The organism is Mesorhizobium sp. CA16, assembly GCF_020165175.1.
GTDB lineage: Bacteria > Pseudomonadota > Alphaproteobacteria > Rhizobiales > Rhizobiaceae > Mesorhizobium.
In genome coordinates, this window is the sequence record NZ_JAIUHP010000012.1 from 167,709 (window position 1) to 192,334 (window position 24,626).

At 63.8% G+C, this 24,626-nt stretch carries 23 protein-coding genes and 1 tRNA gene; 13 read left to right on the plus strand and 11 right to left on the minus strand.

Going from position 1 to position 24,626, the window contains the following annotated elements:
* Positions 1-67 precede the first annotated feature (67 nt).
* The 6 genes from LB525_RS18295 (at position 68) to LB525_RS18320 (ending at position 6,839) form a co-directional block, all read left to right on the plus strand.
* Complete coding sequence (locus LB525_RS18295) at positions 68-886, plus strand: chromate resistance protein ChrB domain-containing protein (protein WP_224545641.1); 819 nt, start codon at positions 68-70, stop codon at positions 884-886.
* Complete coding sequence (gene chrA / locus LB525_RS18300; protein ID WP_411971033.1) at positions 883-2,268, plus strand: chromate efflux transporter; 1,386 nt, start codon at positions 883-885, stop codon at positions 2,266-2,268. Before LB525_RS18295 ends, chrA begins: the two co-directional genes overlap by 4 nt.
* A gap of 471 nt (positions 2,269-2,739) precedes the next feature.
* On the plus strand, positions 2,740-3,309 hold the full coding sequence (locus LB525_RS18305; protein ID WP_224545642.1) for a sigma-70 family RNA polymerase sigma factor: 570 nt from the start codon (positions 2,740-2,742) through the stop codon (positions 3,307-3,309).
* Positions 3,296-4,210: an anti-sigma factor family protein gene (locus LB525_RS18310; RefSeq protein WP_224545643.1), complete on the plus strand. Its 915-nt coding sequence runs from the start codon at positions 3,296-3,298 to the stop codon at positions 4,208-4,210. Before LB525_RS18305 ends, LB525_RS18310 begins: the two co-directional genes overlap by 14 nt.
* Before the next feature lie 200 nt (positions 4,211-4,410).
* Positions 4,411-5,301 carry an adenylate/guanylate cyclase domain-containing protein gene (locus tag LB525_RS18315; protein ID WP_095767419.1) on the plus strand — a complete coding sequence of 297 codons (891 nt, stop codon included), beginning with the start codon at positions 4,411-4,413 and terminating at the stop codon, positions 5,299-5,301.
* 131 nt (positions 5,302-5,432) lie between these two features.
* A complete protein-coding gene (locus LB525_RS18320) occupies positions 5,433-6,839 on the plus strand; it encodes an NAD(P)-dependent oxidoreductase (protein ID WP_224545644.1) in 1,407 nt (468 codons plus the stop codon).
* A gap of 42 nt (positions 6,840-6,881) precedes the next feature.
* Here LB525_RS18320 and LB525_RS18325 read toward each other — a convergent pair.
* A tRNA-Arg gene (locus LB525_RS18325) sits at positions 6,882-6,958 on the minus strand.
* Positions 6,959-7,096: 138 nt separating this feature from the next.
* Complete coding sequence (locus tag LB525_RS18330; RefSeq protein WP_140843160.1) at positions 7,097-8,260, minus strand: M20 aminoacylase family protein; 1,164 nt, start codon at positions 8,258-8,260, stop codon at positions 7,097-7,099.
* Positions 8,261-8,481: 221 nt separating this feature from the next.
* Between LB525_RS18330 and LB525_RS18335 the strand changes: the two genes are divergently transcribed.
* Entirely contained in the window at positions 8,482-9,648 is a 1,167-nt protein-coding gene (locus tag LB525_RS18335; RefSeq protein WP_224545645.1) for a D-alanyl-D-alanine carboxypeptidase family protein, read from the plus strand.
* A gap of 7 nt (positions 9,649-9,655) precedes the next feature.
* Complete coding sequence (locus tag LB525_RS18340) at positions 9,656-10,762, plus strand: CobW family GTP-binding protein (protein WP_224545646.1); 1,107 nt, start codon at positions 9,656-9,658, stop codon at positions 10,760-10,762.
* On the opposite strand, the gene LB525_RS18345 is transcribed toward LB525_RS18340, so the two are convergent.
* The 5 genes from LB525_RS18345 to LB525_RS18365 all read right to left on the minus strand — a co-directional run bounded on the left by LB525_RS18345 (position 10,759) and on the right by LB525_RS18365 (position 14,699).
* Positions 10,759-11,016, minus strand: a complete 258-nt coding sequence (locus tag LB525_RS18345) for a sulfurtransferase TusA family protein (protein ID WP_140843167.1) — start codon at positions 11,014-11,016, stop codon at positions 10,759-10,761. The genes LB525_RS18340 and LB525_RS18345 overlap by 4 nt on opposite strands.
* 9 nt (positions 11,017-11,025) lie before the next feature.
* Positions 11,026-12,324, minus strand: coding sequence for a murein L,D-transpeptidase family protein (locus LB525_RS18350; RefSeq protein ID WP_224545647.1), 1,299 nt, complete (start codon positions 12,322-12,324; stop codon positions 11,026-11,028).
* Positions 12,325-12,545: 221 nt separating this feature from the next.
* On the minus strand, positions 12,546-13,496 hold the full coding sequence (locus LB525_RS18355) for an acetyl-CoA carboxylase carboxyltransferase subunit alpha (protein ID WP_140843171.1): 951 nt from the start codon (positions 13,494-13,496) through the stop codon (positions 12,546-12,548).
* Positions 13,497-13,596: 100 nt separating this feature from the next.
* Entirely contained in the window at positions 13,597-14,511 is a 915-nt protein-coding gene (locus LB525_RS18360; protein ID WP_224545648.1) for a site-specific tyrosine recombinase XerD, read from the minus strand.
* Between the two features lie 35 nt (positions 14,512-14,546).
* Entirely contained in the window at positions 14,547-14,699 is a 153-nt protein-coding gene (locus LB525_RS18365) for a histidine kinase (RefSeq protein WP_224545649.1), read from the minus strand.
* A 190-nt stretch (positions 14,700-14,889) separates the two neighbouring features.
* On the opposite strand from LB525_RS18365, the gene LB525_RS18370 reads away from it, so the two are divergent.
* Genes LB525_RS18370 through LB525_RS18380 form a run of 3 tightly spaced genes read left to right on the plus strand, consistent with a single transcriptional unit; the run spans position 14,890 to position 17,551 of the window.
* Positions 14,890-15,519 carry a shikimate kinase gene (locus LB525_RS18370; protein WP_224545650.1) on the plus strand — a complete coding sequence of 210 codons (630 nt, stop codon included), beginning with the start codon at positions 14,890-14,892 and terminating at the stop codon, positions 15,517-15,519.
* A complete protein-coding gene (gene aroB, locus LB525_RS18375) occupies positions 15,516-16,661 on the plus strand; it encodes a 3-dehydroquinate synthase (protein WP_224545651.1) in 1,146 nt (381 codons plus the stop codon). The genes LB525_RS18370 and aroB overlap by 4 nt, the downstream gene beginning before the upstream one ends.
* Positions 16,658-17,551 carry an HlyC/CorC family transporter gene (locus LB525_RS18380; protein WP_224545652.1) on the plus strand — a complete coding sequence of 298 codons (894 nt, stop codon included), beginning with the start codon at positions 16,658-16,660 and terminating at the stop codon, positions 17,549-17,551. The genes aroB and LB525_RS18380 overlap by 4 nt, the downstream gene beginning before the upstream one ends.
* 25 nt (positions 17,552-17,576) lie before the next feature.
* On the opposite strand, the gene LB525_RS18385 is transcribed toward LB525_RS18380, so the two are convergent.
* From LB525_RS18385 to LB525_RS18395, 3 genes are read right to left on the minus strand one after another with little or no spacing between them, the layout of a single operon-like run.
* Positions 17,577-19,124 carry a SpoVR family protein gene (locus tag LB525_RS18385; RefSeq protein WP_095767433.1) on the minus strand — a complete coding sequence of 516 codons (1,548 nt, stop codon included), beginning with the start codon at positions 19,122-19,124 and terminating at the stop codon, positions 17,577-17,579.
* Between the two features lie 28 nt (positions 19,125-19,152).
* Positions 19,153-20,463 (minus strand): YeaH/YhbH family protein, encoded by a 1,311-nt coding sequence (locus tag LB525_RS18390; protein WP_095767434.1) that lies wholly within the window; start codon positions 20,461-20,463, stop codon positions 19,153-19,155.
* A gap of 19 nt (positions 20,464-20,482) precedes the next feature.
* Positions 20,483-22,432: a PrkA family serine protein kinase gene (locus LB525_RS18395; protein WP_140845861.1), complete on the minus strand. Its 1,950-nt coding sequence runs from the start codon at positions 22,430-22,432 to the stop codon at positions 20,483-20,485.
* Positions 22,433-22,708: 276 nt separating this feature from the next.
* On the opposite strand from LB525_RS18395, the gene LB525_RS18400 reads away from it, so the two are divergent.
* On the plus strand, positions 22,709-23,515 hold the full coding sequence (locus LB525_RS18400; protein ID WP_224545653.1) for an alpha/beta hydrolase: 807 nt from the start codon (positions 22,709-22,711) through the stop codon (positions 23,513-23,515).
* A 4-nt stretch (positions 23,516-23,519) separates the two neighbouring features.
* Here the strand turns inward: LB525_RS18400 and LB525_RS18405 are convergent, their stop codons facing one another.
* On the minus strand, positions 23,520-23,822 hold the full coding sequence (locus tag LB525_RS18405) for a BolA family protein (RefSeq protein ID WP_095767436.1): 303 nt from the start codon (positions 23,820-23,822) through the stop codon (positions 23,520-23,522).
* Positions 23,823-23,958: 136 nt separating this feature from the next.
* Here LB525_RS18405 and LB525_RS18410 point away from each other — a divergent pair, with 136 nt between their 5' ends.
* Positions 23,959-24,582 carry a J domain-containing protein gene (locus LB525_RS18410; protein ID WP_095767437.1) on the plus strand — a complete coding sequence of 208 codons (624 nt, stop codon included), beginning with the start codon at positions 23,959-23,961 and terminating at the stop codon, positions 24,580-24,582.
* Positions 24,583-24,626 lie beyond the last annotated feature (44 nt).

Genomic DNA, 24,626 nt, shown 5'->3' on the forward strand with positions numbered 1-24,626 from the left:
CGACGACCCCGTGAGGCGTCAGCCCAACGATCGCGTCCAAACTCTCTTTGCTCAGGAGGTGGACGCTATGCCGTCAACAACCGCAATCACCGTTCCGCAGCTTTCCCGTCTCGTCGGCTTGCCCGATGCGCCTTGCCTGGTCGATGTGCGCATCGACGAGGACTATGAAGCCGATCCGCGCCTGTTGCCGGCGTCATGCCGGCGCGATTTCAGGACTGTCTCAAGCTGGGCGTCGGAATTTTCGGGGCGCAAAGTCGTCGTGATCTGCCAGAGGGGGCAGAAACTCTCGCAAGGCGTTGCCGCGTGGCTGCGCCACGAAGGCATTCCGGCGGAATCGCTGGAAGGCGGCTTCGAGGCCTGGGTCGCCGCCAGGGCGCCGTTGGTCAGCGCCGGCGCGATCCCGGCCCGCGACGAGAAGGGCCGCACCGTGTGGGTCACGCGTTCGCGGCCGAAGGTCGACCGCATCGCCTGCCCCTGGCTGATCCGCCGTTTCGTCGATCCCCAGGCGGTTTGCCTGTTCGTCGATCCAGCCGAAGTGCCTCTTGTGGCGGACCGCTTCGCAGCGGTTCCCTTCGACATCGAGGGCGTGTTCTGGAGCCATCGTGGGGATCGCTGCACTTTCGACACGATGATCGAGGAGTTCGGCCTGCGCGTCGAAGCGCTCGATCGCCTGGCGCTGATCGTGCGCGCCGCCGATACGGCGCGCCTCGACCTCGTGCCGCAGGCGGCCGGGTTCCTCGCCGCCTCGCTCGGCCTGTCGCGCATGTTCCGCGACGACCTCGAGCAGCTCGAGGCCGGCATGCTCTTCTACGACGCTTTCTTCCGCTGGTGCCGCGACGCCACCGACGAGACGCATAACTGGCCGGTCGGAGGGAAGGCACAATGACCATGCTTGCCAAGAACGACACCGCGCCGCTGGTCGATGTCCCGACCGTGCCGAGTTTTCGCGAGGCGACGCGGCTGTGGGCCAAGATCGGCCTGCTGTCCTTCGGCGGGCCGGCCGGGCAGATCGCGCTGATGCACAAGGAACTGGTCGAGGAGCGCCGCTGGATCGGCGAGGAGCGGTTCCTGCACGCGCTCAACTACTGCATGCTCCTGCCCGGGCCCGAGGCGCAGCAGCTTGCCGTCTATATCGGCTGGCTGCTGCATCGGACGGCAGGCGGTCTCGTCGCCGGCAGCCTGTTCGTGCTGCCGGGCGCGCTGGTCATGCTGGGCCTGAGCAGCTTCTACATGCTCTACAACGATGCACCGGTCGTCGAGGCGCTGTTCTTCGGCGTCAAGGCGGCGGTGCTTGCCGTCGTCGTCGAAGCCGTGATCCGCATCGGCAAGCGGGCGCTGAAGAACCGGGCCATGATCGTGATCGCGGTGACGGCCTTCCTCGCCATCTATGTCGCCAGAGTGCCGTTCCCGCTGATCGTGCTCGCGGCAGGCCTCATCGGCTGGATCGGCAATCGGTTTGCGCCACGGCTGTTTTCCGGCTCGGCACATGGCAAGGGCAGCGTCGCCGACATCAAAGGCGTGGTCGACCTGATGTTCGAGCGCGGTGAGCTCGGCCATACCGTGCCGACCAGATGGCATGCGGCCCGCACCATCGCCATCTGGCTGCCGCTCTGGCTGGGGCCTGTAGCACTGGTCGCCTTGCTGGCGGGGCCGGGCAGCGTGTGGACGCAGATCGGCGGCTTCTTCAGCCTGATGGCCGTGGTCACCTTCGGCGGCGCCTATGCGGTTCTCGCCTATGTGGCACAGGCGGCGGTGACCTCGTTCGGCTGGCTTTCGCCTGGACAGATGGTCGACGGGCTGGGGCTTGCCGAAACGACGCCCGGGCCGCTGATCCTGGTGCTGCAATTCGTCGGCTTCGCCGCCGCCTATCGCCATGCCGGTGCAATCAATCCTTTGCTTGCCGGATCGCTCGGGTCGGCGCTGACGCTCTGGGCTACTTTCGTCCCGTGCTTCTTCTGGATATTTTTGGGCGCGCCCTACATCGAGCAGCTCAGGCAGAACAAGGCGCTGGCAGCGGCGCTGGGCGCGATCACAGCGGCAGTCGTCGGCGTGATCATGAACCTTGCATTGTGGTTCGCGCTGCATGTCGTCTTCGGCAAGGTCGCAAGCGTCGGCTGGGGTGTGGAGGTGCCGGTCCTGTCCTCGCTCGACTGGCGCGCCGCGCTGCTGTCGGGGGCGGCGATGGTCGCCATGTTCAGGCTGAAACTCGGCATGCTGCCGACGCTGGCGGGATCGGCGCTGGCGGGGCTTGCGCTGCAGGCGCTGTAGGCCCGCACGCCGTTCGATCAAGTTGGCGTTAACGAAAAAGCCGACCGGCCGGGAATAAACCGCCCGGTCTGCGGGTCTCCAGAGCATGCGCCATTTGTGCGCAACAGCAGGAGACCATCATGAAGCGGCGAGAAGACCAATACGCACGGGCTGAAGAGGGCGAAGGCGTCAGCCGCCGGCGTCCCCTGGAGCGGATGAGCCGGGCGCATCCGGTCCGGGCGATACCGCCCCGACGCCGGCCGTGATCCCTGCCGATCGCAACCATCGAGATCCACGACCATGACGGCGACCGCCCCGTTGCAGTCAGCGATGCGCCGTCCTCTTCCGAGGCACGCCTTGCTTCCGAGACACTTGACTCCGGTGACACCAATGCCTTCTCCTCCCTCGAAGCAGACGCCATCGCCTGCGGTCGCGATCTTCACCCACACGAGCAGGGACAGATCGTCGCCTCCCGCTGAGGGCGGCAAACCCATGGCGGGAGCGCCCGACGGCGGAACGGTGTTGAGCGAAAAGATGCTGGCAGCGCGTTTTGCCGAAGTGGTGCTGCCGCATCTTAGCGATGCGCTGTCGCTTGCCCGCTGGCTGACCGGCAATCAAGCCGACGCCGAGGATGTGGTGCAGGAGGCCTGCCTCAAGGCGCATGCGGGCATTGCCGGGTTCGCTGGGGGAAACCCCCGCGCATGGCTGCTCACCATCGTGCGCAACGCTTCCTACACATGGATGGCGCGCAACCGCCCGCGCAGCGTGGTCGCCGTCGGCGACCTCGCCGATCTCGACGACGTGTCGCCGCCGCCCGACACTGACACCGACAGCCCGGAGGCGGCGCTGATCGCCAAGGCCAATTCGGCGGCGGTGGAAGCGGCGATCGCCAGGCTGCCGCAAGCCTTCCGCGAAACACTTGTGCTGCGCGACATCAACGGTCTCAGCTACCGCGAGATCGCCGCCATGCTCGGAGTGCCGCAAGGCACGGTGATGTCGCGGCTGGCGAGAGCCCGCGGCCTCTTGATGACGGAACTTGGAGGGCGACATGAGCCCGCATGAAAATCGCCCGCGTGAGGATGGATTGCCGCAAGACCCGCAGGATATGAAGCTGATGATCCACGCCCTTGTCGATGGCGAGCTCGATGCCGCGGCCGCTTTGGCGGTCGAGCGGCGCATGGCCGCCGATCCGGCGCTGGCCGCCGAACACGCGCGCCTGGTGGCGCTGCGCGGCGCTGTCGCCAATGTGCCGCGTCAGACGGTCCGCGACGATTTTCTGGCCCGCATTGCGGCCATCGCCGAGGTGAGTGGGGCCGGCGAAGTCGTCCAATCCACGGCCGTGAAGGCGCAGTTACAGCCGCAACAGCAGCAAGGCAATGTCGTCGAGTTGCGGCCGCGCGCGGCACGCTGGTTCAATTCCTTCGACTGGCGCCAGATGGCGGCCTCGATCGTGCTGACGGCGTTTCTGGCCAGCGGCGCGACGCAGTGGCTGGCGACGGCGGACAATGGGTCCGACAGCTTCGCCGTGGCCGTCGCCAACGGCCATCGACGCAGCCTGCTTGCGGCGACTCCAGTCGACATCGTCTCGTCCGACCGCCATACGGTGAAGCCATGGCTCGACGGCCGCATCGGCGTCTCGCCTGCGGCGCCCGACATGGCCAAGGACGGCTACGCCCTGCTCGGCGGACGCGTCGAGGTGATCGGCGACAGGCCGATGCCGGCGCTGGTCTACCGTCACCACGAGCATCTGATCACGCTGGTGGCCGAACCCCGGCAGAACGACGCCAAATCCGTGCCGGTGGCGGACGATCTGTCGGCAGGTGGCTTCCTGCTGGTCCACTGGACCGACGATGCCTTCTCCTACTGGGCGATCTCGGATGCCGAACGCCCGGCGCTGGACGATTTCGTCGCCCGCTTCCGGGCGGCGATCATCGCCAATCCGGCGGCCGGTAGCCCGGGTTAGTGAACAAAACTTCTTTCGCCGCTATTTTTTTGAGGCCGATAACCCGTTTGGCGGGATGAGCGAAGGCAGATGCCTGTCCGTGCGAGATAATCGCGCCAAAGCACTTGCCCAGTTGCGCCGGCCCTTTGGCGCGCACGTAGATAAATCAAAGTCGACTTTGGTATGTTATACACGCTGCATTCTCGGGCGGATACGAGTCGATGGATCAGGAAAGACTTTTAGCCGCGGTCCTCTTGGCTGATGTCGTGGGCAGCACGCCGCTCTATGAGCGCATCGGCGACGATGCCGCTTTGCGGCAGGTCTCGGATTGCCTCGACGCGATACGCGAGATCGTCGCCCAACACGGCGGCGACTTCATTTACTCGAAGGGTGATGATGTGCTCAGCCTGTTCGAGAGCTCGGAGGCGGCGCTGATGGCGGTCTGCCAAATCAGCCATCAACTGTCGAAAAAGCCCTTGATCGCCCGGATCGGATTGCATTTCGGGGCGGTCATTCGCGCGCGGGACGCGGTATTCGGCGACGTTGTCAATGTCACCGCAAGGTTGTCCGCCACGGCCAACCCCGGGGAGGTCCTGATCAGCCAGAACTTCTTCGAAGCCCTTTCCGCGGGCAGCCGCAGTACCTTGCGGCTCCTCGACAAGATGGCCTTCAAGGGCAAGCAAGAACTCTTCGATGTCTATACGCTGCGAAGCGACAATGAGGCCCTCAGCACGCACATCGCCAACCGAGGTACCTTTGTCGATAGGCGCTCTGCCCCGCCGCCGCAGGTCAATCTGATCATCCATTATGGAGATCAGTCGCGATCCTGCCGAAACAACGAACTGGTGACGATCGGCCGATCTCCGGAATGCGATATCGTCGTCCAGCGGCCCTGGGTTTCAAGGCACCACGCGACTTTCACCATTTCGAATGGTAAAGCGCGCCTTGTCGAGCGAAGCTCGTCGGGCACATTTGTGTCGATGGGACCCGGCCATGAAGTGTTCATACGCCGCGAAGATATTCTTCTCTTCGGCTCCGGCGTCATCTCGCCCGGACGCAGATCGTCCCTCGGCGACGCCCAGATCCTTCACTACGAAATTATCTCAGGCTGACCTCGCTGGCGCCGACAGGTTCTAGCTTCCTTACGGCGATCTCTCGCTTGCGACCCGGATATGCCGTTTCGCGCGATCCATCGGATCACGGATTGGAGTAACTGGAGACAGCTGCAGGGAAACGACGCTCCATGACATCAGCCAATATTCTGATCTGCGATTTTGTCGGGCTGCGCTTTGGCGCTGACGGCAATCCCGACCACAGCGAGGTCAAGGCCTATATCGAAGCCAAGGGTGGCGTGTTCCACCAGACAGGCATCGCCAAGGCCGGCGCCCTTGACCCCGACAGGCTGCATTTCTTCTACCAACCTCAATTGAGCACGCGCGACGAATTGTTGGCCGAAGCGGGCGACGGCCGCTACGACGCCCTCATCGCCGCTGCGACGTTCATCCCAGCGGAGACCAGGTTCCGCCTCGGCGGCGTGCGCATCGGCGCCGGCACCGGCAATATGGGCTCGGCATCATGGGGCGGAGGCAGCGGGGAAGGCGGCGAAGCGCCGTTGATGAACACGCCAGGCATCAACAGCCGCGCGACCGCGCAAATGGCGATGAAGGCGCTGCTGAAAGTCAGGCCGGATCTCCCCGTGGACAGGCTCAACACCCTGGTCGCCGGCGGGCAGTTCGATACGGGGAAAGATCTGCGCCATTACCCGACCGAGAAGCTCGAAGGCAAAAGGCTGGCGGTGCTCGGCTATGGCAATATCGGTCGCGAATTCGCCAGGCTCGGCCAGGCCTTCGGCATGCGGGTCGCCATCCACGCGCGGTCCCGTCACCATAAATGGATCGAGGCGGAAGGCTTCGACTATGCCGAGACCATGGAAGACGCCGCGCGCGGCGCCGACGCGCTTTCGGTCCACCTAGGCCTCGGCCCCTTCGATGCCGGCCAGCAGCGATACGCCAATGCCGGACTGGTCGGAGATGAAGTCCTCTCCCTCCTCAACCACGGCGCGGTGCTCATCAACTACGATCGCGGCGAGCTGGTCGATGTGGCGGCACTGGAGCGCGCTCTGGCGTCAGGGCGCGTTTCCCATGCGGCGATTGATGCGGACCTGTTCAAGGACGGCAGCACGCTTTCGGGACCAATGCTGCCCTATCTCAGACTGGTCGAGGCCTATGGCCAGCGTCTGGAACTCCTCCCTCACGCCGCGGCCGACACCGACCACCCCTCCCGTGTCGCCGGCGCCAAGCAGGCCGTCGACCAGATCTACGCCGCCATCGTCGAGCATCGCGTCCACAACCTGAAAGGATCGCTGCCTCCGGGCTTTCTCGACATGGGAGCGAAAGTGCCGCCCGGCATCGGCGGCATCAATCCCCAGCATCTGGCGGCGCTGGCCGACGATCAAAACGCGGCCGCCGATCTCGCCCGGTCGAGCGCCGTCGTCGCCGCGTTCTGGGAACGCGTTCTGGCAGCGCCCGAGCAGGAACGACCGGCGCTGATCGCTTCTGGAGGCGAAGCGTTCGCCGAAGCGGCGAACCGCCTCTCCACGCTTATGCGCAGGCACCATCTTTCGGGGCCGTTCACTTCAGGATCGTCCTGACGTCCACGATGCAGGACCTGCTCGCCAAGCCCTTGAAAAACTTGGTGATCCCGACAGGAATCGAACCTGTGACCTACAGATTAGGAATCTGCCGCTCTATCCTACTGAGCTACGGGACCACGCGGCCCGACACATAAACGCTTCGGGCCGGTTCGCCAAGGGGCATGCTGACCTCCCCTTGGGCTGTAACTCATCTCGGCGGGCCGGGCGGGCCAAGCCGTTTTGGCAGGACGCTCGCCGCCTTCGCCTGCGTGCGCTCAGGTGGCGAGCGCGGTCTCGGCCAGCTTCACCCAATAGCTCATGCCGTGCGGGATGACCTCGTCGTTGAAGTCGTAGGCCGGGTGATGCAGGCCGGCGGAGTCGCCGTTGCCGATGAAGATGAAGGCGCCGGGGCGGGCTTCCAGCATATAGGAAAAATCCTCGCCGCCCATCACCGGCTGGATGGCGCGGTGAACGTGGCTGTCGCCGGCGATGTCGGCGGCGATGTCGCCCGCAAACACGGTTTCCTCGGCATGGTTGAAGGTGACAGGGTAATTGGCGTCGTAATCGACCTCGATGGTGGCGCCGAAGGCGGAGGCGAGCCCGGCGCAGAGTGCGCGAATGCGCTCTTCCGATTTCTTGGCCACTTCTTTCTTCAGCGTGCGCACGGTGCCGGCGATCTCGGCGCTTTCGGGGATGACGTTATAGGCGTCGCCGGCGTGGAACTTCGTCACCGACACCACCACGGATTCGACCGGATCGGTGTTGCGCGAGGCAATGGTTTGCAGCGCGCCGACCAACTGGCTGGCGATGACGATCGGGTCGATCGTGCCGTGCGGCATCGCGGCATGGCCGCCGCGGCCCTTGACGGTGATGGTGAATTCGGCGGTCGCGGCCATGATCGGGCCCGGCTTGATGGCGAACTGGCCGACCGGCAGGCCCGGCATATTGTGCATGCCGAACACTTTTTCGATGTCGAAGCGCTCCATCATGCCGTCCTTGACCATTTCGTTGCCGCCACCGCCGCCTTCCTCTGCCGGCTGGAAGATCACCGCCACGGTGCCGGCGAAATTGCGCGTCTCGGCCAGATATTTGGCGGCGCCCAAGAGCATGGCGGTGTGGCCGTCATGGCCGCAGGCATGCATCTTGCCGCGCACGGTCGAGGCCCACGGCTTGCCGGTGATCTCGTCGATCGGCAGCGCGTCCATGTCGGCGCGCAGCCCGATGGTCGGGCCATCGCCCTTGCGGCCGCGGATGATGCCGACGACGCCGGTCTTGCCCAGTCCCGTCACCACCTCGTCGCAGCCGAAGGCCGTCAGCTTCTCGGTGACGAAACCGGCGGTCTGGAAGACGTCGAAATTCAGCTCCGGTGTCTGGTGCAGATGTCGTCGCCAGCCGGCAACTTCTTCCTGCATTTGCGCGGCGCGGTTCAGAATCGGCATGGTCGGTCCATCTCTTGGTTGACTGGCGGCAGTCGGGTTCAGAGCCACTGCTCAGCAATTGTGAATATATGGCACTTTGCCATTTTGGCGTCACATAGGGTAAATAGCACCGCAACAATGCGGCCCGGGGTCGAGGGCCGGGTCGCATTATGCTGGCGATGGGTAACGAAATCTTACGGAGCCAGCGGCAATCACGGCAAGAGGCGATTTCGGATTTGATCATGCGGCAAAGGCATTTCCTCAACCTGTTGCTGGCAGGCGCGCTGGCGCTTCCGGCGCTTGCCGGCACGGCGCGCGCCAATCCGGTCGTGCTTTTCGACTTGAAGAGTGGCTCAATTTTGGAGCACCAGGACGCATTCAAGCGCTGGTATCCGGCCTCGCTCAGCAAGCTAATGACGGCCTATGTCGCCTTCCGCGCGATCCAGGCCGGCGAGGTGGCGCTCGATTCGCCGATCAAGGTGACGAAGCACTCGGCCGGCGAGCCGCCGAGCAAGATGGGCTTCAAGCCGGGTTCGGTGATGCGGCTCGACAATGCGCTGAAGATGATGCTGGTCAAGTCGGCCAACGACATAGCCATGGCAGTCGGCGAGAATATCGGCGGGTCGCAGGCCGCGTTCGCCGAGCGCATGAACGCCGAGGCGGCCCGGCTCGGCATGGTGGGCACGCATTTCGTCAACCCGAACGGGCTCTACTCGCCGGAACAGTATACGACCGCGCGCGACCTTGCCGTGCTGGTGACGGCGTTGCGCAATGATTTTCCGCAATATGCCCCGTGGTTCTCGATCGAAGGCCTTGCGGTCGGCAAGAAGGCGCTCCCGAACTACAATCTCCTGATCGGCCGCTATCCGGGCGCCGACGGTATGAAGACCGGCTTCGTCTGCCCGTCCGGCTTCAACATGATCGGCTCGGCGACGCGCAACGGGCGCACGCTGGTCGCCGTGGTGCTTGGCGAGAAATCGGCGATCAGCCGCGCCGAAGCGGCGGCAAAGCTGCTCGACCAGGGTTTTGATAAACCGGCGGCGGGTTCGACCACGCTGGCCGCTCTCAAGCCCTATGGCGACACGCTGTCACCCAACGACATGCATGACGAGATCTGCGCGAAAAAGCCGAAGGCGGAGCAGTCGGAGGCGGCGCCCGAGGTTGCCGCCAAGAATAAACCGAAATCGCCCTATCAGGTGAAGCTCGCCCATCCTACGCTCATCGCAGTCGGCCTGGGCGGCGCCACGGGGCCCGCGCCCAAGGCGTTCGTCGACCAGACCGACCAGAACTATGCCGACGTGCCGCTGCCGGTCTGGCGGCCGGACAGGCCGGCGCCGCCGGGCGCCGAGCCGCTGGCGACCGCCGCTGCCGGAGCGCAGGGCGACCAGCCCGTCAAAGCTGCCAATTAGCTAACCCATGAGCGGCTTTCCCATCCCCGTTTCGGTGCTCACCGGCTTTCTCGGCGCCGGCAAGACGACGCTGCTCAATCGGCTGCTCAAGGATCCGGCGCTTGCCGATACGGCGGTGATCATCAACGAGTTCGGCGAGGTGGCGATCGACCATCTGCTGGTGGAGCAGGCTTCGGACGGCATCATCCAGCTTTCCGACGGCTGCCTCTGCTGCACGGTGCGCGGCGACCTGGTCGATACGCTCGCCGATCTGGTCGACCGGCTGCAGACCGGCCGTATCGCGAAATTGGCCCGTGTCGTCGTCGAGACGACGGGCCTGGCCGATCCGGCACCGGTGCTGCAGTCGATCATGGCGCATCCGGCGCTGGTGCAGGCGTTCCGGCTCGACGGCGTCATCACGCTGGTCGACGCTGTCAACGGCGAGGCGACGCTGGACGCCCATGTCGAGGCGGTGAAACAGGCCGCGGTGGCCGACCGCGTCGTGCTGACCAAGACCGACCTTGCGGACGCGGCCGCAGTCGAGGCGTTGCGGGCAAGGCTCAAGCAGATCAATCCGGGCGCCGTCGTGCTCGAGGTCGAGGAGGCCGGCGCGGCGGCGCTGTTCAATTGCGGGCTCTATGATCCTGAAACCAAGTCCGCCGACGTGCGGCGCTGGCTTGGCGAAGAGGCGGCGCACGACCATGATCACGACCATCACCACCATGACGGCGACCATGATCCTCACCACCATCATGAGCATCGCCACGACACGCGCGTGCGCTCGCACTCGCTTGTCCATGACGGCCCGGTGCCGTTCTCGGCGATCGAGATGTTCCTCGACCTCCTGCGCTCGACGCATGGCGAGAAACTCCTGCGCATGAAGGGTGTCATCGAACTCGCGGAGGATCCCTCGCGGCCGCTGGTCATCCACGGCGTGCAGAAGCTCCTGCATCCGCCGGCGAGACTGCCCGCTTGGCCCGACGGCCAGCGCGGAACCAGGCTGGTGCTGGTCACGCTCGACATGCCTCAGGACTATATCCAGCGGCTGTTCGCGGCCTTCACCAACAAGCCGTCGATCGACACGCCGGACCGCGCGGCGCTGGAAGCCAATCCGCTCGCGATTGCCGGGCTTTAAGCTGAAGCAAGCAGGTCAGCCGCGTTGCCGCGCTCGACCAGGAAACGGTGGCCGCCAGTGACGGCCGTCGTCTCGAGCAGCTGGTGGCCGGCATCGGCGCAGAAGGCCGGGATGTCGATCACCGCCAGCGGATCGGTGGTTTCGAGCCACAGCCGGGCGCCGGGCCGCATCGCGGCCAGCCGCTTGCGGGCCTTCAGCACCGGCAACGGACAGTTCAGTCCCTTGAGATCGTAGATGGCGGGCGGCTTTGCCAAGCGGAAGTCTCAGCCGCCGAACATGCCGAGAAGCTTCTTCTTCAGCTTCGACACGGTGCCCTGGCCGGCGTCGGCGGCAGCCTGCGTTTCCTGCGCCGGCTGGGCGGGCGCGGCTTCGACGCCAGCGGTGACGACCGGTTGCTGCGCCGCTTGCTTGGCGGCCTCCTTCTCGGCCAGCGCCTGCGCCCTTGCCTGTGCCTTGGCGGCCTTGGCCGCCTCGATCGCGGCCAGGCGCTGCTCTTCGGCCTTGCGCTTGGCTTCCCTTTCCGCGTCGGCTGCCGCCATCTTGCGGCCGAGCGGGGAATCGATGCGGCCCATGCGGGTCGTTTCGGTCACCGAGCCGTCGGAATTCAGCGACGGCGGGTCGATCGGCACGCGCTCGCCGCGGGCGCGGCGCTTCGACCAGTCGGAAACGATGCTCGCTTCCTTGATGCCGGCAATCGTCGGCTTCGGCGGCGGCGTGCTGGAATTGACGGCTGCTTTGAAGGCCGCGTCATAACGCTTCTCGTAGTCGGCGTAGGCCGTTTTCAACGAGTCAGGCTGCATGGTCGCGGGGCAGGGGCCGGTCGGGTCGAAGGTCGTGCCTTCCGGCGCCACCTGGTTGAAGACGTAGCGCTTCTCGCAGACGTCGACCTTCGGCGGCACCTTGGTGATCTCGAAATTGTCATAGCCGACCTTCAGCATCTTCCAGAATTCGTAATTCGGGTCGTTGCGGTAGCGCGCCATGTTGGCGGCGGTCATGCGGAACGGGAAGGCCTGGATCTGGAACTCGGTCTGGCCGCCCTGGAAGGCGTCGCGGCCGAAGGCATAGATCTGCTCGATTTGGGCATCGGTCATCGAATAGCAGCCGGACGACGAGCAGGCGCCATGAACCATCAGGTTCTGGCCGGTGCGGCCATTGGCGCGGTCATAGGCGTTGGGAAAGCCAATGTTGAAGGACAGATGGTAGCTCGAGCGCGGATTCATCTGCGAGGGACGCACCGTGTAGAAGCCTTCCGGCGCCTGACGGTCGCCCTCGGTGTATTTGGGGCCGAGCTTTCCCGACCATTTGCAGATGTCGTAGGTGGCGACAAGATCGTAACGGCCATTGGTCTTGGCCTTCCAGATCTCGAGCTTGCCTTCCTCCTTGAAGATGCGCGCCATCACCGAGGAGGTGCGTACCATGCCCTTGGCCCTCATATCGGCGAGGATCTTGTCCGGCAACGGCTTGTTGGCCTCGGGCGCGAAGTCCTTCATCGACGAATCATTGCAGCCGGCGATGCCGATAGCGGCGATCAGGATTCCGGTGCGGGCAAGCTTGGCAAACATCGATACGGCTACGTCTCTTCTCTCGGGCCAACGGCTGTCGGCATGGCCAGGCCCATAGGCTGAACACCAGTGGACCGTAAGCCCGTTAACCTTGAAAATTCCTTACCGCAAGCTTTGGCAAACCCCTCACGGCGATTTCCATTGAGCCGAATCCGGCGGCATTTTTGTGGCGGAATTGCTTATTCCGGCCACAGTTGAACGTCTTGCCAGAACTTGGGAGGTCAGAGGCTGCGGCCCATCGCCAGGTATTTCTCGCGGCGCTGCTCGCGAAAATCGGTGTTGGCGCCGGCGAAATCCTTCATCGTCCTGGCGATGAGGTCGCCGGTGGACGCAATCACCGTTTCCGGCGCGCGCTGGGCGCCGCCCATCGGCTCGGGAATGATGGCGTCGATGATCTTCATCTCGAGAAGATCCTGCGCGGTGATCTTCATGTTGGTCGCCGCGTCCTTCGAGCGCGTGGTGTCGCGCCACAGGATCGAGGCGGCGCCTTCGGGCGAGATCACCGAGTAGATGGCATGCTCCAGCATGTAGACGCGATTGGCGGTGGCGATCGCGATGGCGCCGCCGGAGCCGCCTTCGCCGATGACCACCGAGATCGACGGCACCTTCAGCGAAAGACAGGCCGAGGTCGAACGCGCGATCGCTTCGGCCTGGCCGCGCTCCTCGGCGCCGACGCCGGGATAGGCGCCGGCGGTGTCTACCAGCGTCAAAAGCGGGATCTGGAAGCGGTCGGCCAATTCCATCAGGCGCACCGCCTTGCGATAGCCTTCCGGCCGGACCGAGCCGAAATTGTGCTTGATGCGGCTTGCGGTGTCCGAACCCTTTTCCTGGCCGATGATCGCTACCGGCTCGCCGCGAAAACGCGCGAACCCGCCGACGATCGCCTGGTCGTCACCGAAATTGCGGTCGCCGGCCAAAGGCGTGAAATCGGTGAACAGCCCTTTGATGTAGTCGACACAATGCGGACGGTCGGGATGGCGCGCTACCTGCACCTTCTGCCAGGGCGTGAGCGCCTTGTAGAGGTCGCGCAACGCGTCGCGCGAGCGCTTTTCCAGCCTGCTGATCTCTTCGCCGACATCGACCGCCTCTCCGTTCTCGGCAAGCTTCTTCAGCTCAAGGATCTTGAGCTCCAGATCCTGCACCGGCTTTTCAAAGTCGAGGTAGTTGTACATGCTTGAGCGGACCGATCCGTCGGAAGGCAAATGGCTGGCGGAACCGCTGAAATGCCGGCTCCGGGCGGTGGAACGTCGCCCTCACATAGCGATATGAGGCCTAGTCGGCAAGCGGGTGATGATCGTTGACCAGCCGTACCAGCCGCTCCTCCAGCACATGGGTGTAGATCTGCGTGGTCGAGATGTCGGCATGGCCAAGAAGTTGCTGAACGGCTCTGAGATCGGCGCCGTTCTGCAGGAGATGGCTGGCAAAAGCATGGCGAAGCACATGCGGCGAGATCTTCGCCGACGCTATGCCGGACCGCGCGGCCAAGCCCTTGAGATCCCGGGCGAAGACTTGCCGGGAGAGATGGCCGCTGTCGGAGGAGGCGGGGAACAGGAAGGGGCTCTCGGCAAAGGCCGGCCGTTCGGCCCTCGCGGCAAGCCAGGCGCGCATGGCGGCGCGCGCCTTGGCCGACAGCGGCACCATGCGTTCCTTGTCGCCCTTGCCGCGCACTATGAAGAAGCGGTCGTCGCGCAGCGCCACAGTGACCGGTAGCCCGACCAGTTCCGACACGCGCAAGCCCGTTGCGTAGAGCACTTCGACCAGCGCGTGCAGGCGCAACGCGGCCAGCCTGTCGCCGTCCGGCCCGGATTCTCCGGCTTCCTGCGCTGCCCGGTCGAGCAGGCGCCCGGTCTCGGCTTCGTTCATCGTCTTCGGCAGCGGCCGGCCCTTGCGCGGGCTGTCCAGCGTGCCGGTCGGGTCGTCGCCGCGCAGCCCTTCGGCATAGAGGAATTTGAAGAACTGGCGGATCGCCGACAATTTGCGCGCCTGCGAGGTCGGCGCGAAGCCGCGCGCGGCGATGTCGTCGAGATAGGCGCGGATGTCGGCCGATCCCGCGCCCGCCAGTCCGCCGTTGATCGCCTCGGAAGCATCCTCCAGGTCGCGGCGGTAGGACGAAAGCGTGTTTTCGGCCGCGCCGCGCTCGGCGCTCATCATTTCGAGGAAGGCTTCGATGCGGGCGGCGCTGTTCATCGGGCCGGGATCAGCTCTTTGTCGGTGTTCGTGGGTCAGTATTTCTTCGGGTTGAGCTTTTCAGCCGGAATGCGGATGCTCATTTCGGCCTTTTTCGGCTCCACGAACATGGCCAGGGCGAACATCGCGCCATAGGCAATGCCTGCAAGAACCGCCAGCGTCACGACGAAGCGAAACAAAGTCGGCATTCAATTTTCGCCCGTCTTGTTGTTCTGCTTTTCCAAAGCCCTGTGCCCTTATGGGACGCCGATCCGGTCAATTCAAGCACGAAGCATTCCGGTGAACAGGAGGTTTTGCCGGGGAAGCTTCGCGGCCGTTTGTCCGGCCGTGCTTGACGCAAACAGGCTTTTGATGTCGATACGGCGCAAAGAGGCCCCGATGAACGCTCTGCCACCAAATCCGACGGACGAAGGCCGCGCCGCGCTGATCGAACGGCTCGGAAGCCGGTCGATCGTCTTCGTCGGACTGATGGGCGCCGGCAAGACCGCGATCGGCCGCAAGGTGGCGGCGATGCTGTCGTTGCCCTTCATGGACAGCGACCAGGAGATCGAAAGCGTCTCGCGCATGACGGTGCCGGAGTTGTTCGAGCGCTATGGCGAGCCGGAATTCCGCGCGCTGGAGCAGCGGGTGATCCTGCGTCTGCTGGAGAACGGACCGCAGGTGCTGTCGACCGGCGGCGGCGCCTTTATGAATGCGCAGACGCGCGAGGCGATTTCCGCGCATGGCATATCGGTCTGGCTGAAGGCCGATCTGGACCTGTTGATGGAGCGCGTTTCGAAGAAGCAGAACCGGCCGCTCTTGAAGAATCCCGACCCGCGTGGCGTGCTGGAGAAGCTGATGGGCGAGCGCTATCCGGTGTATGCCATCGCCGACCTGACTGTGCCGACGCGCGACGACCGCAAGGAGATCATCGCCGGCGAAGTCGTCGCCGCGCTCTGCGCCCATCTTGGCATCGACGCGATCGCAACCGGCGCTACAAGCGCCACAACTGGCGAGATTCAGTCGTGAGCAATGCCGAACCGGTGAAGGTCGAGGTCGGACTCGGCGACCGCGCCTATGACATATTGATCGGTTCAGGATTGCTGGCGCGCTCCGGCGAGGAGATCGCGCGCCGGCTTCCCGGTACCCGCGCGGCCATCGTCACCGACGAAAATGTCGCCGCCGCACATCTCGACACGCTGAAGGCTGGGTTGGACAAAGGCGGCATCCAGTCCGCCGTCATCACGCTGCCTGCGGGCGAAAAGACAAAGAACTTCGTCCATCTGGAGGAAGTGGTCGACGGCGTGCTCGCGGCAAGGCTCGAACGCCGCGACGTGGTGATCGCGCTCGGCGGCGGCGTCATCGGCGATCTTGCCGGCTTTGCTTCCGGCATTGTCCGCCGCGGCATGAATTTCGTGCAGATACCGACCTCGCTGCTGGCGCAGGTCGATTCTTCCGTTGGCGGCAAGACCGGCATCAACAGCGCGCGCGGCAAGAACCTCGTCGGCGTCTTCCACCAGCCCAGGCTGGTGCTTGCCGACACCCAGGCGCTCGACACGCTTCCGATCCGCGAGTTCCGCGCCGGCTATGCCGAGCTTGCCAAATACGGGCTGATCGACCGCCCGGCCTTCTTCGCCTGGCTCGAACAGAACTGGGGGCAAGTCTTTGCCGGCGGTCCGGCACGAGTCGAGGCGATCGCCGAGGCCTGTCGCGCCAAGGCCGACGTCGTTGCCCGCGACGAGTTCGAGACCGGCGACCGCGCCTTGCTCAATCTCGGCCACACTTTCGGTCATGCGCTCGAAGCTGCCACGCAGTATGACGGGAGCCGGCTCGTCCATGGCGAGGGCGTCGCCATCGGCATGGCGCTGGCGCACCGCTTCTCGGCGCGTCTCAACCTGGCGAGTCCGGACGACGCGGAGCGCGTCGAAGCGCATCTGCGCGCCGTCGGCCTGCCTTGGCGGATGGCCGACGTTCCGGGCGAGCTGCCGGACGCCGAGGCGCTGCTCGGCTTCATCACCCAGGACAAGAAGGTCTCGCGCGGCGCGCTGACCTTCATCCTGACGCGCGGCATCGGCCAGGCTTTCATCGCCAAGGACGTGCCGTCGTCGGAAGTGCTCTCCTTCCTCAAATCGAGCCATCCCGGGTGGCTCGAGGTGAGCCATCCCGGATGAACGGCGCGGGCTGGATCGTCGCCGCCGTCCTTGCCGCCATCGTGCTTTTGGCGATTTTCTTCCGCGCCCGGTTGCTTGCCGCTTGCGGCTATGCGCTGCGGCCGATCGAGCCGCCGCAGCGGTCCGAGCGCAACGGCAAGGATGAAGACGGCGACGAACCCCGGCGCGAGGGCACGGCTGCCGAGGAGCGCAATCGGCTTGAGGGGCTGTTCGATCTCGACGAGCTCGAAGTGTCGGATGTCATGGTCCACCGCACCAATATGCGCTCGGTCAATGCCGACAATGCGCCGGAGGCGGTGGTGCGCGAGATCCTGCAGAGCCCGCACACCCGCATGCCGCTGTGGAAGGGCTCGCTCGACAACATCGTCGGCGTCCTGCACGCGAAGGATCTGCTGAGGGCCCTCAATGAGGTCGGCAACGATTTTTCGCGGATCGACGTCATGAAGATCGCGGCCAAGCCGTGGTTCGTGCCGGACACCACCACCTTGCAGGAACAGCTCAACGCTTTCCTGCGGCGCAAGGCGCATTTCGCCATCGTCGTCGACGAGTATGGCGAGGTCGAAGGGCTGGTGACGCTGGAAGACATCATCGAGGAGATCGTCGGCGAGATCGCCGACGAGCACGACATCGACATGCAGGGCGTGAAGAAAGAAGCGGACGGCTCGGTCGTCGTCGACGGCACGGTGCCAATCCGCGATTTGAACCGCGCGCTCGACTGGGACCTGCCCGACGAGGAGGCCACGACGATCGCCGGCCTCGTCATTCATGAGACGCAGTCGATCCCGGAGGAAAAGCAGGCCTTCACCTTCCACGGCAAGCGTTTCGTGGTGATGAAGCGCGAGAAGAACCGCATCGCCAGATTGAGGATACGTCCCGCCAGCGAGGGCTAAGGCGTGCCGATGTCCGGCGATGCCCTCAAAGTTCCTTGGTCCAACGCTCGCTGAGTATCGCGCCGGTACCGGCATCGATTGCCGCCAAGCTGACATCATAGCCCCAGAGGTTGCGGATATGGCGCAGCGTCGCGTCGCGGCTCTGGCCCTCGAGCATGACGCCATCCTTGACCGTGTGCTGGAGCCGCAGATGCCGGTCGCCGAGCAGGTCGACGTCAACCACCTGGATGTCGGGACGGTTGGCGCCGATATCGTAGCTTTGCGCCAACGCCGACCTTATCTTGCCATAGCCGCGCTCATTGTGAATCGAGGCCACCTCATAGTGCGGCTCGTCGGCACCGTCGGCCAGCACGAAGAGCCGCCATTTGCGGATCAGCCTTGGGCTCAGATACTGCCGGATGAAGGATTCGTCGCGATGGTTGGCCCAGGCGTCGAGCAAGGTGTCGCGCCAGTCGCCGCGGCCGGCAATGTCGGGAAACCAGTCGCGGTCCTCGGCGGTCGGCGCGGTCGAGATGCGCTGGATGTCCTGCATCATGTCGAGACCCAGCGCATAAGGATTGATGCCGGAAAAGCGGGGGTCGTCATAGGCCGGCTGGAAGACCACGTTCGAGTGGTTGCGCAGGATTTCGAGCATGGCGCCTTCGCTGATGCGGCCACGGTCGAACAGCATATTCATGAGCGTGTAATGCACGAAGGTCGCGCAACCTTCGTTCATCACCTGGGTCTGCCGCTGCGGATAAAAATATTGCGCGATGACGCGCACGATCCTGACGATCTCGCGCTGCCAAGGCTCGAGGACGAGACTGTTCTTCTCGAGGAAATAGAGCAGGTTCTCTTCCGGTAGATTGAGCGATTTCTTCCGCTCGGCCGCGTCGTCGTCACCGGCTGTTTTGGTATCGCCACTCTCTTGCGAAGGCGGCAGTGTCCGCCAGAGATCGTTGAACGAACGCTCCTCGTATTCCAGGCGCTCGCGCAGCCCTTCGCGCTGCTGCTCGGACGACAGTCTCGGCGGCCGATGATAGCGGAACACACCCTGCTCCATCAGCGCGTGGGCCGAATCCAGGATTGCCTCCACTGCCGCCATGCCATGCCGTTCCTCGCATCGGGCTATGTAGCTCTTGGCAAAATCCAGATAGCTCAGGATGCCGCCGGCGTCCGTCCATTGCCGGAAAAGGTGATTGTTCTTGAAGAAATGGTTGTGTCCCAGCGCGGCATGCGCCGTCACCAAAGCCTGCAGGGCCATGGTGTTTTCTTCCATGAGGTAGACGATGCAGGGATTGGAGTTGATGACCAATTCATAGGCCAGACCGCGTGCGCCCTTACGGTAGAGCAGTTCGTTGTAGAGGAAGTGCTTGCCGAATGACCAATGCCGGTACATCAGCGGCATGCCCACCGACGAATAGGCGTCGAGCATCTGCTCGGAAGAGATGATCTCCATCTGCACCGGGTAGATGTCGAGGCGAAGCTCTTCGAGGCCGATCGCTTCGATCTCGTCATAGACGCGGGACAGCTTGTTGAAATCCCAGTCCGACCCGGAAAACAGCAATTCGGATTTGCGCGCTTGGCTGACCATCGGCCTATGTCCCTTCGAGCCTCAGTCCTCAAGCGCTCTTGCGCAGATCAGGTTGCCTGGCGAAGAGCTCGCGGAAGACCGGGTATATGTCGGCCGGCGCGGCGATGCGCCTCATCTGGAAATTCGGCCATTTTCCGTCGACGGCGTTGTAGGCGCGCCAGAGCGATGTGCCGTTCTCGGTCGAGCCGAAAATGTGGCTTTCCCGCTCGTCGATGATCTCCACATAGGCGAAATACTGGCAAAGCCGCATCAGCTTGCGGTCGAGCAGTTCTATGCAGCGCTCGGAATCGGTGGCGAAATTGTCGCCGTCGGAGGCCTGGGCGGCGTAGATGTTCCATTCGGCGACCGGATAACGTTCCTCGATGATGCGGTGCATTTCCTCGAGCGCGGTGGAGACGACCGTGCCGCCGCTTTCGGTGTGATAGAAGAACGTATGCTCGTCCACCTCCTTGGCTTCGTGAGTGTGGCGGATGAAGACGACCTCGGTGCGTTCGTAGCGCCGTGTCAGAAACAGATGCAGCAGCACGAAGAAGCGTTTGGCCAGATCCTTCTCGCGCTCTCCCATCGAGCCGGAGACGTCCATCAAACAGAACATCACCGCGCTGGCGTTCGGCACCGGCTGGGGATCGAAGCGATTGAATCGGATATCGACCGGATCGACATAGGCAATTCGCCTGCGCCTGCGCTCGATCCGGTCGAACTCCTCGCGCAGGGCAGCGATGCGTTCGCTCATGGCCGTGCTTGCCGGCTTCGCTTCAAGCTCGGCAATCTGCAGGGCGATTGCGTCCAACTCCGCCTGCTTGGGGCGTCTGAGCGCGATGCGGCGCCCATGGCTGTTGCGCATCGTGCGCCCGACATTGATGTTGGTCGGCGCTCCGCTTGCCGTGAAGCCTGCCCGTCTCGGCTTGAAGCTCAGTATCTGCTTGAGATTGAGCTTGACCAGATCCGGCAGTTCGAGGTCCTCGAAGAAAAGGTCGAGCACTTCCTCGCGTGACAGCACAAAGCGGAAGTCGTCTTCGGATTCCGTGGTCCCTGGAGCCGATCCGTAGCCTCCGCCGCCGCCCGGTTTGGAGATAAGATCGCCAGGGCTGAATGTCCTGTTGCCGGGCAGGATGTGCTGGCGCCTGCCGCTTTCCTTGTCGTCGCCGAAGGTCGGTTCGCTGGTGCCCTTGCGAGGCATCGGCACGGCATGCTCGCGGTCAATGTCGGCGATACGACCTGTCCGGACGTGGTCGCGGATGCTGCGCTTGAGCTCATCACGGGCGCGCCGGAGGAAGCGCTGGCGATTGCCCAGGCTCTTGTCCTTCGGGTTCAGGCGGCGGTCGATGAAGATCGGCATGGAACCGTCCCGGCTTTGCTCAACCCGCCTTGTTCACGCGCATATACCAGTCGACCAGCCGGCGAACCTGCCGCTGGGTGTAGCCGCGTTCCACCATACGCTGCACGAATTCGTTGTGCCGCTTCTCCGTGACGCTGTCCTGCTTGGAGCCGAAGCTGATCACCGGCAGCAGGTCCTCGACCTGGCCGAACATGCGCTTCTCGATGACCTCGCGAAGTTTTTCATAGCTCGTCCAGGAGGGATTGCGGCCATGGTTGCGCGCCCGGGCACGCAGGGTGAATTTGACCACTTCGTTGCGGAAGTCCTTCGGGTTGGCGATGCCAGCCGGTTTTTCGACCTGCGACAATTCCTTGTCCAGCACCTCGCGGTTGAGGATCTGGCCGGTGTCGGGGTCCTTGTAGTCCTGATCCTCGATCCAGGCGTCGGCATAGGCGATGTAGCGGTCGAAGAGGTTCTGACCGTACTCGCTGTAGGATTCCAGATAGGCCTTCTGGATCTCATGGCCGATGAACTCGGCATAACGCGTCGCGAGTTCCGACTTGATGAATTCGAGGAAGGCGGCTTCCGTTTCTTTCGGGAATTGCTCGCGCTTGATGGCCTCCTCGAGGATGTACATCAGGTGCACGGGATCGGCCGCCACCTCCTTGGTGTCGTAGTTGAACGTCTGCGACAGGATCTTGAAGGCAAAGCGCGTGCTGACTCCGGTCATGCCCTCGTCAACGCCGGCGGCGTCGCGATACTCCTGGACCGACTTGGCCTTGGGGTCGATCTCCTTGAGGTTCTCGCCGTCATAGGCGCGCATCTTGGTGTAGAGCGGTGAGTTCTCGTGCTCGGCAAGGCGGGTCGAGACGGTGAAGCGGCTGAGAATGTCCAGCACTTCGGGCGCGCAGGGGCTGTTTGCCAGCTCGCTCTCGCGCAGCAGCTTCTCGTAAATGTGCCTCTCCTCGGTAACACGAAGGCAATAGGGAACCTTGACCACGAGGATGCGGTCGAGGAAGGCTTCGTTGTTCTTGTTGTTCTTGAACTGCTGCCATTCCGATTCGTTGGAATGGGCCACGACGATGCCCTGATAGGGGAAGGCACCGAAATTCTCGGTGCCGTTGTAGCTGCCTTCCTGGGTTGCCGTCAGCAATGGGTGCAGGACCTTGATGGGCGCCTTGAACATCTCGACGAATTCGAGCAGCCCTTGCGTGGTCCGGTTGAGGCCGCCGCTGTAGGAGTAGGCGTCCGGGTCGGACTGGCTGAAGTGCTCCAACTGCCTGATGTCGACCTTGCCGACCAGGGCCGAGACATCCTGATTGTTCTCGTCGCCGGGCTCGGTCTTGGCGATGGCGATCTGGCGCAGCCGCGACGGCATCAGCTTGACCACGCTGAATTTGGAGATGTCGCCCGACAGTTCGTCGAGGCGCTTGGCCGCCCAGGGCGAAATCAGTCCGTTCAGGCGGCGGCGGGCGATGCCGTATTTATCCTCCAGCAGATCGCCCATGCGATCGGGATGGAAAAGGCCGAGCGGCGATTCGAAGACCGGGCTGATCTTATTGCCGACCTTGAGCGTGTAGATCGGGCGCTCCTCCATCAACTTCTTCAGCCGTTCGGCCAGTGAGGATTTGCCGCCGCCGACCGGGCCGAGGAGATAGAGGATCTGCTTGCGCTCCTCGAGGCCCTGCGAGGCATAGCGGAAATATCCGGCGATGCGCTCGATCGTATCCTCCATTCCGTAGAAATCGGAGAAGGAGGGATAGATCTTGATGGTGCGGTTGGAGAAAATGCGGCCGAGCCGCTCGTCCTTGCTGGTGTCGACCAGGTTCGGCTCACCGATCGCCTCGACCATGCGTTCGGGCGCCGACGCATACATGGATTTGTCTTCGCGGCAGGCCAGGAGATATTGCTGCAGGCTGATCTCTTCCTGAGCCGCGTTGGAATAAATCTCCGAAAACAGATCGAAGACGTCTGATTGGTTCTCGCGCATGGTGCTTTGCCTCGGAGCCGGTGGGCTGCCAATCGGCTCATCGCTGCATCAACTGCCGGAAAGCACTGTTTGTTCCCTTCACATGAAGGATAGCGCATGCAATCTGGCATTGACCCGGGGGATACCCGACGCGGCCGAAAATGCTCGCCCGAGAAATACGTGGTGATTGCCGGCGGAGCTTCAAGGTCCTGATTTGGTTTGCTGCCCACAAGTTGTCATTATTGATCCAATCGAGGTGCGCGGCGCGCTTGCGCCGCAACCTGGCCGGAGATGACGATGATCGATCGACGCGGCTTCATCGCGGCATCCCTGGGGGCGCTGCTGCCGGCAGGTGCGTCAGCCGCCAGGCGTCTGGGCCGGCAGGCACCGCAAACCCTCGATTACGGTCCGGCCAAGCTCGATGTCTACGCGCCGGACGGCGGAAACAACCTGCCGGTGGTTTTCTTTGTCCATGGCGGCGCCTGGCGGTTCGGCAAACGCGGCCAGGTCGGCTCAAAGCCGGACTTCCTGCTCGCCAATGGCTTCGTGTTCGTCTCGATCGATTACCGCATGCTGCCGGGAGCCGATGTCGCCACCCAGGCCGGCGACGTCGAAAAAGCCTACGCCTATGTGCGCGCCAACATTGCCCGATACGGCGGCGATCCCAGTCGCATCGTCGGCATGGGCCATTCGGCCGGGTGCCATCTGATCGCGCTGACCGGCATGCGCGGCGGTTTGCCCGGTGTCGCCGCGCTGATCCTGGACGATACCGGGGCCTATGATCTTGCGGCGCTTTCCAGGAATGGCGGCATGATGGGCGCCTATGCGCGTGCCTTTCCCGACCCGACACAATGGGCGGCGCTATCGCCGTCGACCTATGTCGACGGCAGGAAACATCCGCCGACCTTCATCGCCTATTCGCGCGCGCCCGGGCGAGGCGAGGCGTCGAAGGCTTTCGCGGAACGCCTGCGCGCCACCGGCGCCAAGGTCACGCTGTTCGATGGCAGCGCCTATACGCATATGTCGATCAATCGCGATTTCGGCCAGGACGGCGACGCCTTGACCGCGGCTGTGTTGGCCTTCCTCAAGGCGAGCGTCGGCTGAGAGCTTACCAGCGCGTCTTCTCGCCGGGCGCCGCCGGCTCGATCGCCAGCGCATGCACGCCGGCCTTCAGTTCGTCCGCGAGCAATTCGTTGACGGCACGGTGGCGCTCGATGCGAGCCATGCCGGCAAAGCTCGGCGAAACGATGCGAACGCGAAAATGCGTCTCGCCGGCGCCGTCGAACGTCGCGTGGTGGCCGGACTCGACGTGATGATGCCCGGCGTGAAGATGGCTCTCATTGATGACCGCTAGCCGTTCGGGCGAAAATGCCGCTTTCAGCTTGTTTTCGATTGTCGACTGTATGGACATCCGGGTTTCCCTTCCCCACATCTGCGGCATAGCCGCAAAATCTTGAATTTCGACCGCTTTTAAGCCGCGATTCAGCGGTTAGGGCGATCATCGGCGAAATGTCAATTCTTGTTTCGCACATGCGAACAGCCCATAAATGGGTGAGATGAAAGCGTACCCCAAATATTTCGAGAAAATTCGGATTCGGCCGGAGAAGGACGCGGAGCTGAAGTCGCGCGCCCCGATCTGCCAGTGGGACGGCTGCAACGAAGCCGGCACGCATCGCGCGCCGGTCGGGCGCCTCAAGGAGGGCGAGTATTTTCGCTTCTGCTTCGACCATGTGCGCGAATACAACAAGGGCTTCAACTACTTCTCCGGCGTGTCGGACACAGAGATCGCCCGCTTCCAGAAGGAGGCGCTGACCGGCCACAGGCCGACATGGCGCATGGGCGCCAATGGCGGCGGAACGCGCTCGGCGCCGGATTTCGCGCAGCAGCGTTCGGGGCGGGCCGGCTACTACAACCGCATGCGCGATCCCTTCAATCTGTTCAGCGGCGGAGCACGCGAGCCGCGCGAGCGCAAGGCAAAGCCACTTGAGGCCAAGGCGCTGGAAACGCTTGGCCTTGACACAAAGGCGACTGGTCAGGACATCAAGGCGCGCTATAAGGAACTCGTTAAGCGCCACCATCCGGATGCGAATGGCGGCGACAGAGGTTCGGAAGACCGGTTCCGCGATGTGCTGCAGGCCTATCGCGTGCTCAAGCAAGCAGGATTGTGCTGAGCGGCCCCACGGTACCAAGTCGTTTTTCCAACTTTCATATGGTT